General features: G+C 61.2%; 15 protein-coding genes, 2 tRNA genes and 1 pseudogene. 7 read left to right on the top strand and 11 right to left on the bottom strand.

Going from position 1 to position 15,030, the window contains the following annotated elements:
* Positions 1-38 precede the first annotated feature (38 nt).
* Positions 39-848: an effector protein NopP gene (locus GPL20_RS39770; protein WP_283812245.1), complete on the top strand. Its 810-nt coding sequence runs from the start codon at positions 39-41 to the stop codon at positions 846-848.
* A 371-nt stretch (positions 849-1,219) separates the two neighbouring features.
* On the opposite strand, the gene GPL20_RS40205 is transcribed toward GPL20_RS39770, so the two are convergent.
* Positions 1,220-1,606: a site-specific integrase gene (locus GPL20_RS40205; RefSeq protein ID WP_205751230.1), complete on the bottom strand. Its 387-nt coding sequence runs from the start codon at positions 1,604-1,606 to the stop codon at positions 1,220-1,222.
* 123 nt (positions 1,607-1,729) lie between these two features.
* Between GPL20_RS40205 and GPL20_RS35220 the strand changes: the two genes are divergently transcribed.
* From GPL20_RS35220 to GPL20_RS35210, 3 genes are all read left to right on the top strand, one after another.
* A complete protein-coding gene (locus GPL20_RS35220; protein ID WP_157336779.1) occupies positions 1,730-2,683 on the top strand; it encodes a PglZ domain-containing protein in 954 nt (317 codons plus the stop codon).
* 149 nt (positions 2,684-2,832) lie between these two features.
* Positions 2,833-3,240: an anti-phage BREX system Lon protease BrxL gene (locus tag GPL20_RS35215; protein ID WP_246251201.1), complete on the top strand. Its 408-nt coding sequence runs from the start codon at positions 2,833-2,835 to the stop codon at positions 3,238-3,240.
* Between the two features lie 249 nt (positions 3,241-3,489).
* Entirely contained in the window at positions 3,490-3,780 is a 291-nt protein-coding gene (locus GPL20_RS35210) for a hypothetical protein (protein WP_157336777.1), read from the top strand.
* 7 nt (positions 3,781-3,787) lie between these two features.
* Here GPL20_RS35210 and GPL20_RS35205 read toward each other — a convergent pair whose 3' ends face one another.
* From GPL20_RS35205 to GPL20_RS40345, 3 genes and pseudogenes are all read right to left on the bottom strand, one after another.
* Complete coding sequence (locus tag GPL20_RS35205) at positions 3,788-4,108, bottom strand: hypothetical protein (protein WP_157336775.1); 321 nt, start codon at positions 4,106-4,108, stop codon at positions 3,788-3,790.
* 17 nt (positions 4,109-4,125) lie between these two features.
* Positions 4,126-4,201 (bottom strand) — tRNA-Ile (locus GPL20_RS35200).
* A gap of 383 nt (positions 4,202-4,584) precedes the next feature.
* Positions 4,585-4,758: pseudogene (locus tag GPL20_RS40345) on the bottom strand (hypothetical protein); the annotation flags it as partial.
* A 347-nt stretch (positions 4,759-5,105) separates the two neighbouring features.
* Here GPL20_RS40345 and GPL20_RS35190 point away from each other — a divergent pair.
* Positions 5,106-5,246, top strand: a complete 141-nt coding sequence (locus GPL20_RS35190; RefSeq protein WP_157336773.1) for a hypothetical protein — start codon at positions 5,106-5,108, stop codon at positions 5,244-5,246.
* Positions 5,247-5,846: 600 nt separating this feature from the next.
* On the opposite strand, the gene GPL20_RS35185 is transcribed toward GPL20_RS35190, so the two are convergent.
* From GPL20_RS35185 to GPL20_RS35160, 6 genes are all read right to left on the bottom strand, one after another.
* Positions 5,847-7,913 carry an AAA family ATPase gene (locus tag GPL20_RS35185; protein WP_157336771.1) on the bottom strand — a complete coding sequence of 689 codons (2,067 nt, stop codon included), beginning with the start codon at positions 7,911-7,913 and terminating at the stop codon, positions 5,847-5,849.
* Entirely contained in the window at positions 7,910-8,446 is a 537-nt protein-coding gene (locus tag GPL20_RS35180) for a hypothetical protein (protein ID WP_157336769.1), read from the bottom strand. Before GPL20_RS35180 ends, GPL20_RS35185 begins: the two co-directional genes overlap by 4 nt.
* On the bottom strand, positions 8,446-9,648 hold the full coding sequence (locus GPL20_RS35175) for an SIR2 family protein (protein ID WP_254126004.1): 1,203 nt from the start codon (positions 9,646-9,648) through the stop codon (positions 8,446-8,448). Before GPL20_RS35175 ends, GPL20_RS35180 begins: the two co-directional genes overlap by 1 nt.
* A gap of 503 nt (positions 9,649-10,151) precedes the next feature.
* Positions 10,152-10,226 (bottom strand) — tRNA-Val (locus GPL20_RS35170).
* Between the two features lie 158 nt (positions 10,227-10,384).
* Positions 10,385-11,683, bottom strand: coding sequence for a coiled-coil domain-containing protein (locus tag GPL20_RS35165; protein WP_157336767.1), 1,299 nt, complete (start codon positions 11,681-11,683; stop codon positions 10,385-10,387).
* A 119-nt stretch (positions 11,684-11,802) separates the two neighbouring features.
* Positions 11,803-12,408: a DUF1134 domain-containing protein gene (locus tag GPL20_RS35160; RefSeq protein ID WP_157336765.1), complete on the bottom strand. Its 606-nt coding sequence runs from the start codon at positions 12,406-12,408 to the stop codon at positions 11,803-11,805.
* Between the two features lie 139 nt (positions 12,409-12,547).
* Between GPL20_RS35160 and GPL20_RS35155 the strand changes: the two genes are divergently transcribed.
* A complete protein-coding gene (locus tag GPL20_RS35155; protein ID WP_157336763.1) occupies positions 12,548-13,033 on the top strand; it encodes a YHS domain-containing (seleno)protein in 486 nt (161 codons plus the stop codon).
* On the opposite strand, the gene cysQ is transcribed toward GPL20_RS35155, so the two are convergent.
* Entirely contained in the window at positions 13,027-13,857 is an 831-nt protein-coding gene (gene cysQ / locus GPL20_RS35150; RefSeq protein WP_157336762.1) for a 3'(2'),5'-bisphosphate nucleotidase CysQ, read from the bottom strand. The two genes, GPL20_RS35155 and cysQ, sit on opposite strands and share 7 nt — an antisense overlap.
* A 196-nt stretch (positions 13,858-14,053) precedes the next feature.
* On the opposite strand from cysQ, the gene chpT reads away from it, so the two are divergent.
* Positions 14,054-14,707, top strand: a complete 654-nt coding sequence (gene chpT / locus GPL20_RS35145) for a histidine phosphotransferase ChpT (protein WP_157336759.1) — start codon at positions 14,054-14,056, stop codon at positions 14,705-14,707.
* Positions 14,708-15,030: the final 323 nt, after the last annotated feature.

The following is a 15,030-nucleotide window of genomic DNA, read 5'->3' as shown; positions in this document are numbered from 1 at the left end:
CCTTAACACAATGCAACAGCCATAGGAGTGTGGTCGTCATGGACGGTCGAATTAACAATTGGTCGGATGTTCCATCCGATGATGAGTATCATTACGCAAGCTCCTCGGAGCACAGGAATGCCGACGATTTCGCGGACGCGCTCGGTAGAATGGGATTGCAGGATTCGGGTGCCAGCTCATCCTCGGAGCCGAGTTATTACCTCACTTCAAGACCTCCCATTATTGAGATCGACCAAGCCCAATTCCGGGAACGGGTGAGGAGCTTTCATGGTGATGAAATCAATAATATCGCCAACAATCCGCAGGAATACTCAGAATTTGTGTCCGAGAGAGCTAGGCGCACCGCGGATGTCGCTTCAAGTTTCGGGATCCGAAGGGATTCTGATGCCGCCCGATATTACAGCTACCAACTAGGGAATAGGAGCGTCGGCCTCCAAAGAACGGAAGCCGGATTTCCTATGGAGACTGAGTTCACCAGCCAAGGGTGGCGAGAGCAGTTCCCCGGACGAACTCACGTCACATCAATCGTGGATTTTCAAGTTGCTCATCCGCTCGTCGGCAACGCCGGCGACATTCTGCTCGAGCACCAACTACGGCGAGACGGCGAACGGCCGCTGGTGAACTGGCGTCCTGCTAATGACGAAGCGAGAGCCCGTGCAGAACAAATGGGCTTCGTTGATGTAGATGGCAATGATATGGTACTTGATCCCACCCAGTCCAGACAGTGGAGATATAGGGATGGTGAATGGCAGCGCGCAACCAATTCTCCGGCGTATCTCTCCAAAGTCAAAACGCGGAGCGATGATGAACCTTCATCAGACTCCGACTCGGATGGAGACTTTATGTGACCTGAGATCTCCACCAATCCATTGAGGTGGAGCAGGAGCGCAGACCAACCGACACCTGCGGCTTACGATCGAGCCTTGGACGGAATGAAGCCGAAGCCAATTCGGCTCAATCCGTGAGGTGCTCTGTACTGATCGCACCGCGGCAGTTTACGAGAGTTGGTGCCTATAATAGTACAAAAGAAAACCCCAGGTTCCAGCCGGGGTTTTCGACTGCCGCCCGGGCGGGAGGAGCGGATTGCCTATGGCAGGCGCGAGCGTCATTGTGTCCTCGCCATCAAAATGGCTCGGTATCTTTCCGGGTTCACTGGGTGAGGAGGGCTTCGTTGGCCGTTTTCTTCGTAGGCGGTAATCTCGAGAAGTGTCGGGCCAACTCATCGACAACGAGACCATCCACCCGGGCTCGCCGGCAGCGGACGCATGGCAATGATCAAAAAAGGAGCAGATGCCAGCACGCCCACCTCATTCTGCTTTAGTGTCCTGAACCAGAAATTCGCGACATTGCGATGCCTAGCGTTCGCGGCAACTCGCAGATGGTCGGGATGGTGATGGCCGTAGGTTTCGCGAAGCGTCTTTTCGCTCATACCTAGGAAGCCGGCGGCCTCCCACATCGGCGCCGCACGCTGCATCGACCACCTTGCCGCGGTGTGCCGCAGCGTATGGGGCGTCACGTTGCCAAGAGACACATCGGGCTTTGCCAATCGAACCGCTGAAGCGAAGCCCGTCTTTACAGAAGCAACGGGCTGGCCGTTCCATTCCACGAAGTGGCTCTTTGAGATTCCCAGCCGCGACCACCGCCGCAAGTGCGTGAGGAGCCGCCGCGGCAAAGGCACGGGCGTTTGGCGTTTGGTGTCGCGCGCTTGCCTATCGCCAGTCGGTAGAAGATGCCGCTGACCACGCGAGCCTCCGAAGTCCAGATGCATCCGGCGTTGGCTGCGCTTCCTTCCATCACGCCCGTCGGCATGGCCGCGCTGCTGCCGGGAGCCTCCGCGACTTTCTCGGTCGTCTCGAACAAGGATAAGCTCGGCGCTTCGATCGACGGCACCTTCCTGCCGGATCTTTCGGCCCGCCAGAAGTTTCTGAAGTCGCACATTCCCGACTTGGTCGACCTTACGCTCGACGAGGTGATCTCGATGAGCACGAAGGCGCTGCAGAAGAAGATCGGGAACTCGAAGGTCATCATTATCCGCTCCACGGAGATCGACGCCGCCGGCGAAAACGCCACCACGACGACGTATGCCCGCCGGCTCATGGACAACGTCGTCGAAGACCTCGCCCGGTGCCTCGGCCGTCCGGCGGCCATTGGGGTCGGAGAGGCCGTCGTGGCCGCCGACCACGGCCATCTCTTCTTCGCCGCCGATCGCGACCCATCCATGCGCCTGGACACGCCCGGCGGCGATGCGATCGATCTGCATCGTCGCTGTTGGGTCGGCCGCGGCGGTGCCACGCCGGCCGGATCCGTCAGGGTGCCGGGGGCGAAGCTCGGCTACGCGACCGATCTCGATTTTGCTTTCCCCGCCAGCACCTCCGTCTTCAAGAGCGGAGGGGATCTCTGCTATCACCATGGGGGCACTTCGCTTCAGGAAATGATCATTCCCGTCATCGCCGTGAAGCTGAAGGTCGACGGGAGCGCCAAGGCCGAAAAGGACGCCGTAATCCTCACCCACGACTTCGACGCGGTTACGAACCGGATCTTCACGGTTCATATCGAGCTGGGGGCGGCGTCCAAGGACCTCTTCGCCGGCGCCCGCAAGGTTCGCGCGATCGCATATCCGACGATCGGCCGGTCGCCCGCGCAGCCATTGCGACCGGCGCAGAGCTGGCGGAGGGCGTTCTGACCTTGCCGCCCGCCGTCAAGGCGAACGTCGGCTTCATCTTGACCGACGACACGGTCAGACACGTCCGCATCCAGGTTTTGGACGCCGAGACCGACGCCGTCCTGTACGTTTCGAAGAAAGACATTCCCGTTCGTTTGGGAGTTTAGGTGATGAGTAACGTTCCCGCACGCGACGCTCTCGACGACAAGGTCAATCGCACTTTCGCTGGCAAGGTGGTCCGTAAGGACCTCGTCCGGAAGGTGAAGGTCGGCGCCAATGTGCCGGTCTTCGTCCTGGAGTTCCTGCTCGGTAAATACTGCGCATCGTCCGACGAGATGGCCATCCAGATGGGCCTGCAGGTGGTCAACGACACGCTGGCCAACAACTACATCCGCTCCGACGAGTCGATGAAGGCTCAGAGCAAGGTCAAGGAGAAAGGTGGCTGTACCTTCATCGACAAGGTGCCTGGTCGATTCCGACTTCTTATAGCGGAATCGAGTCAGTCTTTCGGTGTCCGCACACCCTTGAAAATATTGGTGGGCCCGGCAGGACTCGAACCTGCAACCAGACCGTTATGAGCGGGAAGGGGATCCAGCGAGATATTGAAAAGGCTGGTGAACTTGACGAGGATTAGCCGTGCTTGTTCGCGTTCGGTTGCGTCGTAGTGTTGTTTAAAGTTGGTTTGGCTTGGCAGTAATGATGATAACCGGAATGGCAGCGAACGACGAGCCCGCTGCTGATATGCCGGCAGTCCTGTGCGCAGCCCGGCTCTTCTTCCGGGAAGCTGGCAGCGCTAGCGCAGCGACCGCGCGCCAGAAAGAGCATTTTTGGCGGAGGTCGAGAAGGTCGGTGCGCTCGTCACATCAAAGCCATCCACAGCGCGTCCTAAGCGGCCGGCGACGTATCGCGATGGCGAGAACACCTGGACGGTGCCGGGACGGATGCCGGCGTGGGCAAAACTGAAGGACGATGCTTGGAGAGCTATTCAAGCACTGATCAGCTTTTTGCCTAAAGATGTGCGTGAGCCGATTGAATACGCTAGAGAGTTCTACGTCCGAGACGTCTCAAAGCCGACCGATGCAAAGTTGCTTATCTCTCAAAAGACAGAACGGGTATGATTGCCAACTAACCCTCCACTGTGCGCATAATGATGCGTGGCAAAAAGCCGGCTGTCCCTCCGATTACAAACCTGAGTTTGCAGACCAGGCCGCGAAGCTTTGCCGTCTCGGCGCCACGGATGCCGAGATAGCCGCCTTTTTCGAGAAGGATGAGCGCACCATCAACCGTTGGATTGACCATCCGGAATTCTGTCAGGCCCAAAAGAACGGGAAGCTCATAGCGGACATGAAGCAGACGGCTGCCTTCTTCGATCCGGGGGACTGCAACGGAATTCCTTCCCGACACACGTGGATTGAGGGAAGCACCAAGACCTGCAACGGCCCGCAAGCCGCCCTCGAAAATAATGGTGGGCCCGGCAGGACTCGAACCTGCAACCAGACCGTTATGAGCGGCCGGCTCTAACCATTGAGCTACAGGCCCAGTCCTGGCGACCACCGAAAAGCAGCCAGCAAGGTTGCAGGGGATCGTTTATCGGGTGGCTGGCATCCTTGCAATGCCAATTAGAACAAGTGCGAGGCTAAGTCTCACCGCGGACCAGAACAGGCAGATCGGCCAGGCGAGCATCTCGCCTTCCTACAGCAGGAGCGCCGGCAGTTTCGCCGAGACACGGTGAGCACGGCCGCTCACCGCGTCCTTTGCTCCCGTCGCAGATGGTGAGGTCGACGTCCGCGGCAATCGCATCCACGGGGGTCCGAGCGGCCTCGCCTGGCAAAGCATGAAGCTGCCGAAAAGCCAGTGGTTAGCTGCTGTATTGTCGTGTCGCTCGGATACCTGCGCTCCACGCGTATAGCAGGGCTCGTCATTCAATTCATATCCGCCGATCGCGCGGAGCTTGAGTTCACCGGGTTGTGTGAGGCGATGGTGCGCGCGTTCCGCCAATGCCGGTCGATCGCGAGTTCTCGGAGATCAGAGAAAGCTCCGCCGACCTCGAAAAGCTCGGTCGTTGCGGCGAGAGACGACAACTGTGCCTGTGCTGCCGCGAGCTCAGACGCATCAAGCTGTTGCGGGTCCTGTTAGCGGCCTGTCGAGTGTTCTCGCGAGCTCGTCGACGCCGGCGAGGACTGCTGCACGCGCACCAAAAGCAGCGCTGAAAAAGCTTGCCGATGACCTGTTGCACCAGGGATCGTTCCGCGGCAGGTCGGCAACGGCGTGCGTGAACGTGCGGGTTCGCGCCTTAATCCACTCCGTCGTGTCGCTAGCGACGCGCCGCGCAATTCCAGCGAGGGTCGCAAGCAAGACCAGCTGAACATATGCCGTTCCAAAAAACCGGCTCTCCGTCCTAAATCTGGGACCAAGAATTCGGTCCTCGGGGACAGCTACATTCTTGAAATCAGTTGTACCGCTCGCGGTGGCCGAAGCCATACCAATCGTCGTGGATGCTGACGCCGGGCTGATTGGTGTCGACGAGTACGGCGATCCGCTTGCCGCTCTGGTCAGCCGCTACGATCAAGTTATCGGCGTATAGCGTGCCAGTTCGTAATACTTCATGCCATCGAGCCGCAGTCCGCCTCCGTCCGAGGTCACCGCCGTCCGGTAGCGATCGGCGGCGCCGGCGCCCAACTCGGTCGTGGCGCCCCCGATCAGCGCACTGTTAGCGATGGCTTTGATCCCATTTCGTCGTCGGCTCTCATTCTCCTGGAGGAATGCCGCAATGAATTCGCAACGAATTGGACGAAACGATCGTGAACAGAACGCGATCGGCGGGCTTGCGGTGTCAAGAAAGTCAATGACTTAGAAGATGTTCACTGCGTTCGGGACGCAGGAGGCGGCCTCGATCAGATCGTAACTTGAACCGAATGTCGGTATCGGTGGTTGCGCCTCCCCGATTTGAACCTATCGATCGATGGCCTTGTAGTCGCAGTTGACCTGGTAAAGTTCGAGTAACACGTGTTCGGATATCAGGCGGTGCAATCACTATGATCGTGCGACGAATGGCCACTTTCAGTCGGATGAGCCCAGTGGTGCGACAGTCTCTTAATTGGCTGTTCTGTCGGAAATTTCAGATGCTTGCGTCAAGTCAATCTCACGCATGATGCGCGAGCGCCGGAGATCATGGCCAACCGCCTCAGACGCCGCCGACTACCTGCAAGCTAGAACTGCCACGCAATACCCCAACAGGCATAGGTGGAATTTCCACATCACTGACAACATTCGTCGATCCCTGAGGACCGAGATCTATATCGAGGCGTCGCCCGCCTTCGTTCGACGTGCTTAGCAGGCGCCGACACAGCAGATCAGCCAACGCTGGATCCTCCACCGCGCAGACGATTTGGCGGCCGTCGAGCCGAAGCGCGGCGAGGACTTCCACAAGCTGAAGAGCACGGAAGTCATCGATGTGCTGAACGGGATCGTCGAGGAGAAGCGAGTGCCAAGGCGTCCACGCGCGAGCCAGATGCACAGATAGAAGGAATGCCAGGCCTGCGGCTCGGCGCTGTCCACTGCTGAAAACGAATTGCGGATTAAGCCCCTCTCCAACTCTTAGGCTCAGGAACCGGCGAACGTCCCCGCGGATGCTGTAGTCGATGGTTTTCCAGTCGGCATGCGGGCGGAGGCGCTGATACAGCTCGTTGAGTAGGGGGCTGATTTGGGCCAGCCTTTCATCGATGATCTCGGCGCTCACGCGCCTGACCGATCGCTCAATTTCGCGAGCGGATGCAAGTGCAGCTTGGGAACGACTTACCGCGTCGGCGAGCTTTTCGATCTCGTCTCGAAGCACGGCGACTTGGCCCTCAATAGAAGACATCCGGGATACAGACTGAGAGGCATCAAGAATAAGAAGGGCCCGTTCGAGTTCGATGAGTCGATCGCGTTCTTGAGCGATCTCTTGTTCCAAGCCGTCAGGATCCTGGATGAAGCGGTGGTCCAGACTTGCTTTGTCATAGAATTCCACGTGAGCCAGTTCCTGCGCCCGCAATCTTCGCTGCTCGTCCGCGTTGGCCGCAACTTTGGCCTCAGCTGCCTGGAAAGTCGCTGCGGGTTCGCGCGCATTTAGCTTGGCGATCGCCAAGGCCTCGCGTGCGGTCCGAACTTCTGAGGACAACGCCGCAATACGCTGGCGGGCGACTTCGAGGCCAGAAGCGAATTCTTCAGACGTGCGCGTGGCTGCACAGAGAGGGCAGCGATCATCATGAAGCCCCAGCTTTTCTCCGTGCTCGACGAGAAGTGTTAGGGAAGTCGCAATTGCGTCGGTCGCTTCCTCTTTTGCCAAGCGGCCTTCTGCCTCGGCGACTGCATTCTCGGCCGCGTCCCTTGCCTGTCTTGCGCGCTCCAAGGCATCTGACGCCCGTTGCCGCTCGGCAACCGCGGCCGGTGCGTTGAACGCCTGCTGTCGAAGTGCTACGTCCCGACCGAGCACAAGAGCTTCGCCCATCCGACCGAGTTGCCCGCGGCGATCAGCAAGGGCTCGCCGACCTGCCGCGATCCGAGCCGAGAGTTCCGTGGGTGCATTTGGGACTGCGGCCGCGACCACCTGAAGGGCAGCTGCCACATCGCCGGATCTGGTCAGAGTGGCTTGAGCCTCTGACTGCTGAACGAGTCGATCAGATAATTTCGATCGCGCAGCTTCGTATGCCGCATCGTTCCGGGTGTGCGCCGCCTCGGCGGCGGCGACAACCTCCTTGGCCTTGGCTCCCGACTCCGAACCTTCAAGTGCCCCAAGAGCTGAGCGGACGAGGTCGAACCTCTCAGTTTCAGTTAGATCGAGGCTAAGTGCGGCAATCCACTCATCTCGAATGATCGATGTGCGCGTTAGTTGTTTGAGCGCGTCCTCGGGCGCTGGCTCGACGCACAAAGCCGCGCGAATCTCGCCCTCCGAACGATTCGAGCCAGATTCACGCGTGCGCGTTATCGTAAACGGCTCCCCGCTATCGGTGATGAATGAGACAGTGACGTAGTGCGCGTTTGGTGTGCCATCGCCCCTCCACCACAAATAATCACTGACACTTTCCTTCGCCGCCTTCTCCACCGCATATTTATCAATCGAGCCGGTGATTGCGAACTCAACTGCGTCGCAAAGAGTGCTCTTACCGACGCCGTTTCGGCCGGTGATGACCGTAAAGCCTCGACCGAAGCTCACCCTTACCTTATCCCGGAAGCCTCGGAATCCGGAGATCTCTATAAAATCGAGCCTCATGAGATTGCCCCTAAGATCCGGGCAACTTCAATGCTTGGCGTGTCATTCAAAAAAGCAGTGACAGCATCGTGCGGGACGTCCTTGAGCCGGCTTCGAAGCCGATTTTCGAAATTCGAGGCCCCTAGCAATGGCTTTGATCGGATAGAAATTAGCGGCAGAAGGGCGCGCTCTACGTCATCAGGCGTGGTTACTGACGCCCGGGCGATCTTGCGCGTGAGCGAGAAGTCCTCCTCTATTCTTTCTATGGCTCGTGTATGCGAAGCCGTCGGATCGCTGGTCAGAAAAACCGAATAGACATTCCAGGCCTTGGAGCCGGCCGCGCGGAGCGAGGGAGCATGCCGCGCCAGTGACGACTGCTGGCTCGCCTTCCACCCGTCCAAAAGCTTACTCGCAGTCTCGAATACGTGGACGAACCCGAGCAGGGCCGCGCTCTCGAAACAGGTCACCGGCGAGGTTGGTCCCGTCCAGGTCCAGGTCCACGTCTCGTATTGGGCGTCTCGCAAGACGATTTCGGCTTGAGTTTGAATATCCATCAGATGTTCAGCTCCGCCCGGGCACTTGGCAAGTCGAGCCACCTTCCACCGGTCTCAGGCCGGACGAGGTCACCCGGCCGCCCCGAGCGAACGACATTGCTCGGAACACCCAGATCCGTAGCGCCTGCCGCGACCACGATGTCTGCCGTCATGGCGACGGGAGGCTCGACAAATTTGGCGCGGAGAGAGCTTAAGACTGCTTCCGCGCCATTGATGACACGAATGACACGCCCATTGAGGTCATAGCCATCCGCTCTCTGCGTAGCACCGGCCCGCCGAAGCAAAAGGTGGAAGAATCCAAGTGCTTCCGAATTGCCAGGGCGTATTCGGGTTGCCGGCTCGGCGGTGGACACTCCTTCGGCGTCTCTTCGCCATCCGTACAACGTCTCGCTATCGAATTTGGCCATGTCGAGCCAAGCCGCATCGCAGACGATACCAGTTGTTTGCTCAAAAATCACGCGGCCGGCGGCTAGAACTTGACGGAGGTAATTTGCAGAGAACGCGCGCCTCAGTTCGTCTAACGCATCGGCGCCCGACTCCTGAACATGCTCGAATGTCACATTCTCAGCGTGTGCGATTTGCCAGAGTTCAGGGGCTTTCTGCTGAAGGACGTCGGCCGGCGAGAGGTCGACCACAGTTACCGAGAGTGGCTGCACGCTCTCCAACGCCGAGCTGATGATGGCGTTGAGATATTCCCAATCAGACCAAAACCCGACGATCAGGAGATCCTTTTGCCGCAGATTCGCGGCCATCCATATTCTGCTTCTATGGATGCGCGCGGCAATCGTTGGCTCGGTCAGCTGAGAACGCGCCCAGATCGTTGAAAGGCGATCGCGATGAGAGCATCCGTGGAATTTCAACAATGGGCCGTGCTGAGTTGCATCGACCGTCGCTTCGTCACCGTCCAGAGAGCCTTGAAAGTCGGACCCATAGTCCCATGCCCGACGCTCGATCAGTGCGTCGTAGTTGCTCGATATTCCGGCAATGGCCGCTCGGGTTATGAGGAAATCAGCAATCGCGGCATGGCCCGCGTTCGGGGGTCGGACAAAGGCCCGCCATGGGACCAAGTGTTTAATGAACACCGACTGCAGCGTATTCAACCCTGCGAAATGTTCCGCGAGAGCCTCGAGGTCGGCTCGCAAGGCGATATCGCAGTTCGGATCTGATTCCAGTCGGTACTTATCAAAGCACTGCTCTGCCACTGATCGCGCGGAAGGCAAACTGCTGCCGCCATCGACAGGCCTGCCCCGCAGACCACCAGTAGCCGCCCCGCATTCATAGAGGCGAGAAGCCGAGCCTTTGTTTCTGGAGTCAAGTTATTCCACCCCAACCTATAATAATCGGTTTGGGCGATTGTTTCGAACAATGCAAGCTGAACGGCAAGAAGTCGATACGGCAGCTCACGCGGCCTTCATCAATGTGCTGTTGGCTTTCTTTTCAGGAGCGCGAGCACGAGCGCTGTCCCAGCGCGCCATGCCTGCGCGCTTCTCGGGCATGGTAGCACCAGCGATCATAGTTGCTGCAGCCGACATCCTTACGGATATTGTGCAACGGTCATTGCGGGCTCTCTTGAATGGTGCCGGTGAGGGGCACCCCGGCAGAGCGATTTTTGCACGAGGCGCGTTATGCCCCTGCTGTGCCCCAACTTTTTCGGGGCACACTTGAAGGGAACAAGGTCGCTAACTTACTGATTGAAGAGGGGAAATGGTGGGCGCACAAGGGATCGAACCTTGGACCTCTCCCGTGTGAAGGGAACGCTCTCCCGCTGAGCTATGCGCCCGGGACCATCATGCAGGCGGCCGGACCTTGCGGCCGGCCAGCACATCGGAGCCCGCGATTTAGAAGTGCGGGCCGAAGGTGTCAAGTTTCCAGGCGCAGCTAGGGCGGAAAACCTTCCGCAAGTCACGCAATCGGTAAGGAAACCGCGTTTCGGCCCGCTTACGCGCCCTGCTGGCGGGCGCGGGAGGCGTGGGCCTGGAGTGCGCGGATCCGCTCGGCGAGCGTTCCGCCGCCTTCGGGCAGGGTAGGCCCGGCCGCGCCATTGGTCGCGGCGTCATTGGCCGGGCGCGGCGCCGGCTTCGGAGGCTGGCCGGCCTCGGCCGCGAGCAGCGCCTCGATCGGCGAGTTCGGGCCTTCGAGCTGCATCGCGAGCTTGGCGACCTCCGCGGCGATGTCGTTGATGCGCTCGCGCAGCAGCGCATTCTCCATCCGCTCGGTCGCCCAGGAGCTTTCGGCCTGCTGCTGGATCCCGTTGATGTCGCGCTGGAGCTTGGCCCGCTCGTCGCGCGCGGTCCGGAGCTGTTCTTCCAGAGCGGCCTTCTCTGTGCGGAGCGCTTCATAGGCGGCCGAGGATTTGCCGCCGCTCAAGGCGGCGATCTCGACGCGCAACTCCTTGATGATGCGCTCATTGCCGTCATTGGCCTGGCGGAGCTGGTTGTTCTCATAGTCGCGCTCGGCGAGCAGCTTGCCTTGCGTGGCGAGGCGGCTTTCGAGATCGGCGACGCGGCCGGACAGCATCTCGGCCTCCTTCACCTGCACGATCAGCTGGCGATCGAGCTCGTTGACGCGCTGGCTCAGATTCTCGACGCGGCCGCGCGCCTCGCCGAGCTCGCGCGAGGCGGTTTCCGATTCCAGGCGCTCCTGCGCCAGCCGCGCCTGCGTTGCGGCGAATTCCTTCTCGGCGTCGCCGACGCGATTCTTCAGCTCCTGGATCTGCGTGCGCACCGCGACCAGCTCGACCTGGCGGCTCTCCGCCATCATCGAACGGTCGGACAGCTCGGAATTGATCTTCGCGAGCTCGCCCTGCTTGTCGGTCAGCGCATGCTCGGCGGCGCGCAGGGCCTCGGTCTTGGTGTTGAATTCCTCCTCGGTGGCGCGGAGCTGCTCCTTCACCGCCTTCTCGCGCGCCTCCAGCGCGAAGATCGTGGCGTTCTTCTCGCCGAGCTCGATCTTCATGCGGTTGATGGCGTCGCTCTTCTTGCCGAGCTCGGCGAGCTGGCTCGTGGTCTTGTTCTTGAGCTGTTCGACGCTCATCTCGAGCCGCCGCGCCGACATCGCGAATTCGGCGCGGAGCTGGTCCTTGTCGGCCTGGATCTCGGCCATCGATAGCGGCGTGGCGGCCTCGAGCCGGCGCGTGGTCAGGCGCACGGCGCGGTTATGCACCAGCGGCACGATGGCGAGCCCGCACAGCATCGAGAGCAGGAAACCGATCGCCAGGTACATGATCGGTTCGACCATGGGCCAGAACTCCCAGAGCTAAGGAAAAATTTACCAACGACAATGCCATGGCGGGCCGGCAAAAAGCCAGCCCCGCGCTGTCGTTAACCTTGATCCGTACCCAGACGGGAGGGGGAGGCCTAGAACGGGTTCCAGGTCGCGCGCGGCGTATATTTGAGATAGCCGATATTGGCTCCCAGCCGCAGGCCGAGCCCGGAGCGGATCGGCACCAGCACGATGTTGTTGGCGGTGAGCGCCGTCATGCCGAAGCCGCCGATGATGTAGGCCGAGCCGTCGATGCCGCCGAAGCGCTGGTAGATCGCGTTGGTGGCGGGCAGGTTGTAGACCAGCGTCATGGTGCGCGCGCCGTCGCCGCCCCAGTCGAAGCCGAGCGAGGGGCCCTGCCAGTAGACGCGCAGGTCGCCGGCATTCTTGGTGTAGAGCGTGCCTTCGCCATAGCGCAGGCCGGCGACGAAGGCGCCGGAGCCTTCTTCACCCAGGATATAGCCGTTCGGCAGGCCCCATTGGCTGACCGCCTTCTCGATGATCGAGGCGAGACCGCGCGAGACGTTGCCGAAGAAGCGGTGGCCGGCGGTCACCAGCTCGTCCGGCCCATAGGTACTGGGCGTCGGGGTCCGCTGCGGCGGCGGCAGGTTCGGCGGCGGTGCCTGCTGGGCGGAGGCCGGCACGATCCAGCCGACCAGCGCGGCAAGCGCGACCGCGGCGAAGCGTGATGCGAAAGTCATCAAAGAACCCCTGGTATCGAAACCGATCACGTCCTTAACCTGGTGCCAACAGGCACGGTTCTAGGCTGCGCCGGATGTCCCCTCGACTCGGATGTTATCCGCAGCAACTATGACGGCACAACGGCAGGAAGATAGCCCTTTGCGCCCCGGAATTGCCTTGATCCGCCTCCTGGCCTGCCTGCTGGCGGGCATTTGGATCGTCTGCCCGGGGAGGCCGGCAGAGGCCGCCACCACCGAGCGGATCGTCGTCAACCGTTTCACGGGCGTCGCCATCGAGGGCTTCGACCCCGTGGCCTATTTCGTCGACGGGAGCGCCTTGCAGGGGACGGCGGAGTTCGAGGCCAATCTCTGGGGCGCGGTCTGGCGCTTCCGCAACGAGGGCAACCGGGCCTCTTTCCTGGCCCATCCCGAGATCTATGGGCCGCAATTTGGCGGCTATGATCCGGCCGATATTGCCCGCGGCGTCACCGTCGCCGGCAATCCCCGCTTCTTCGTGATCGCGGCGCAGCGGCTCTATCTGTTCAGCCGGGAAGCCAATCGCGACGCCTTCGCCGCCGACCCGGAGCGCTTCCTCTATGAGGTGGGCAAGCGCTGGCCGGGTCTTCAGGAGCAGCTCAGTCAGTAGTGACCTGCCGCCTGCGGGTCGCCCCAGGCGATGAACGCCGGGATGATGAAGCCGGTATCGTGCCGCTCGCCGAAGCGGAGCTCGCCGCCCTGGCCGTCGGTGACACGGCCGCCGGCCGCGGTCACGACCGCGCAACCTGCTCCCACGTCCCATTCCGAGGTTGGCCCGAAGCGGGGATAGATGTCGGCGCTGCCTTCGGCGATCCGGCCGAATTTCACGGCCGAGCCGACCGTCCGCCTGACGGCATTGGGCCGGCGATCGATGAACGCTTCGCTCCTGGGGTCGCCGTGGGAACGGCTCACCGCGGCGATCCACGGCTCGCCCGGCGCCGGCAGCTTGCGGGTGTGGATCGGCTCGGCGGCACCGATGGTCGCGCCGTCAAACCGCACGCGCTCGGCGCCGCGGCCGACGATGCCGCGCCAGAGCAGGCCGAGCGCCGGTGCGGCGACGATGCCCAGCAGCGGCACGCCTTCAGTCACGAGGGCGAGGTTGACGGTGAACTCGTCGCGCCCGGCGACGAATTCCTTGGTGCCGTCGAGCGGATCGATCAGGAAGAAGCTGCCATGAAACGGCGGGGCGGCGAGCTGGGTCCGCTCTTCCGAGAGCGTCGGGATGTCGCCCGCAAGTTGCGCCAAGCCGTCCGCAATGATGCGGTCGGCGGCGAGGTCCGCCTCGGTCACCGGCGAGCCGTCCTGCTTGCCGTCGACCCGCATCGCCGCGCGGTTCACGCGGAGGATCGCTTCGCCCGCCTGCACCACCAGCGCGGTGAGCGGCTCCATCAGGCCGGATGCGGCCGCGCCGTCGATGATCCGCTTCACCTGCATGCCTCATTCATCGGCAGTTCCGTTCCTTCCCGACTGATTCGCCCCGATTGATTCGATTGGGCTTTAGGGCCGCTTCGAGCCGATCGCAAGCTAGCTGCCGCGGGCTTGCGAATGTTAGAACCCGCGGCATCCGTAAGCATGTGTGATTCGCCGCGTCCGCGCCGTGCAATTCCAGGAACCCTCCAGGACCCCCTTAATGTCTGGCACCTCGTCAACCGGTACCGCTACTGCTCCCGATATGCTCGAACTCGCAGCGCTGCTGTGCTCGCGGGTCTGCCACGATCTCATCAGCCCTGTGGGCGCCATCGTCAACGGGCTCGAAGTGCTCGACGACGATCCCAAGCCGGAAGACCGCGAGTTCGCGCTCGACCTGATTCGCAAGAGCGCCAAGACGGCCTCCGCCCGCCTCCAGTTCTGCCGCCTTGCCTTCGGCGCGGCCGGCTCTTCCGGCGCGCAGATCGATCTCGGCGATGCCCAGACCATGGCGCGCGGCCACATCGAGGACGGCAAGTGCACGATCACGTGGAATCTGCCGCGGCTGCTGCTGCCGAAGAATCGCGTCAAGCTGCTGCTCAACATGCTGGTCGTCGCCCAGCACACCATCCCGCGTGGCGGCATGCTGACGATCGATCCGATCGGCGAGGGCGAGTCCATGAGCTTTCGCATCACCGCGACCGGACACAATGCGCGCCTGCCGCAGAACATCTCCGAGCTCCTGAGCGGCGAGCGCGGGCCTGCCGCGGATGCGCACGCGATTCAGCCTTATTATACGCGGCTGCTGGCGCAGGCCTGCGGGCTCACCGTGAAGCTCGCACCGGAAGGCGAAGCCATCATCGTTAGCGCTTCGTAAACGCGCGCATCGCTCTCAGACTGTTAATCGAATCTTGACGAGGCGCTTCGGTTTGTCCGGAGCGCCTTATCTCTTTGTTGGTTCCGTTCTTTTGCACATACTCAACCAATATTAAACGCTTTGCGGTGAAGCTGGCCCCATTCCGAAATGGCGCATCACGTCTCGTGCGCGCCCTCCCTGTATGAAGGCCTGTTTTCATGGATGATCTGTTGCGGGAGTTTTTGACGGAGACCAGCGAGAGCCTGGACACCGTCGACAATCAGCTGGTGAAGTTCGAGCAGGAGCCGAACAACGCCAAGATCCTGGATAACATCTTCCGCCTG

It is taken from the genome of Bradyrhizobium cajani (assembly GCF_009759665.1).
Classification (GTDB): domain Bacteria; phylum Pseudomonadota; class Alphaproteobacteria; order Rhizobiales; family Xanthobacteraceae; genus Bradyrhizobium; species Bradyrhizobium cajani.
This window is presented reverse-complemented; position numbering and strand designations above follow the sequence as displayed.

Excerpts from the sequence above, each read along its gene's own strand:
- GPL20_RS39770 (WP_283812245.1), top strand. The coding sequence starts at position 39 with ATGGACGGTCGAATTAACAATTGGTCGGATGTTCCATCCGATGATGAG.
- GPL20_RS35220 (WP_157336779.1), top strand. The coding sequence starts at position 1,730 with ATGCCGCTGACCACGCGAGCCTCCGAAGTCCAGATGCATCCGGCGTTG.
- GPL20_RS35215 (WP_246251201.1), top strand. The coding sequence starts at position 2,833 with ATGAGTAACGTTCCCGCACGCGACGCTCTCGACGACAAGGTCAATCGC.
- GPL20_RS35185 (WP_157336771.1), bottom strand. The coding sequence starts at position 7,913 with ATGAGGCTCGATTTTATAGAGATCTCCGGATTCCGAGGCTTCCGGGAT.
- GPL20_RS35180 (WP_157336769.1), bottom strand. The coding sequence starts at position 8,446 with ATGGATATTCAAACTCAAGCCGAAATCGTCTTGCGAGACGCCCAATAC.
- GPL20_RS35165 (WP_157336767.1), bottom strand. The coding sequence starts at position 11,683 with ATGGTCGAACCGATCATGTACCTGGCGATCGGTTTCCTGCTCTCGATG.
- GPL20_RS35160 (WP_157336765.1), bottom strand. The coding sequence starts at position 12,408 with ATGACTTTCGCATCACGCTTCGCCGCGGTCGCGCTTGCCGCGCTGGTC.
- cysQ (WP_157336762.1), bottom strand. The coding sequence starts at position 13,857 with ATGCAGGTGAAGCGGATCATCGACGGCGCGGCCGCATCCGGCCTGATG.
- chpT (WP_157336759.1), top strand. The coding sequence starts at position 14,054 with ATGTCTGGCACCTCGTCAACCGGTACCGCTACTGCTCCCGATATGCTC.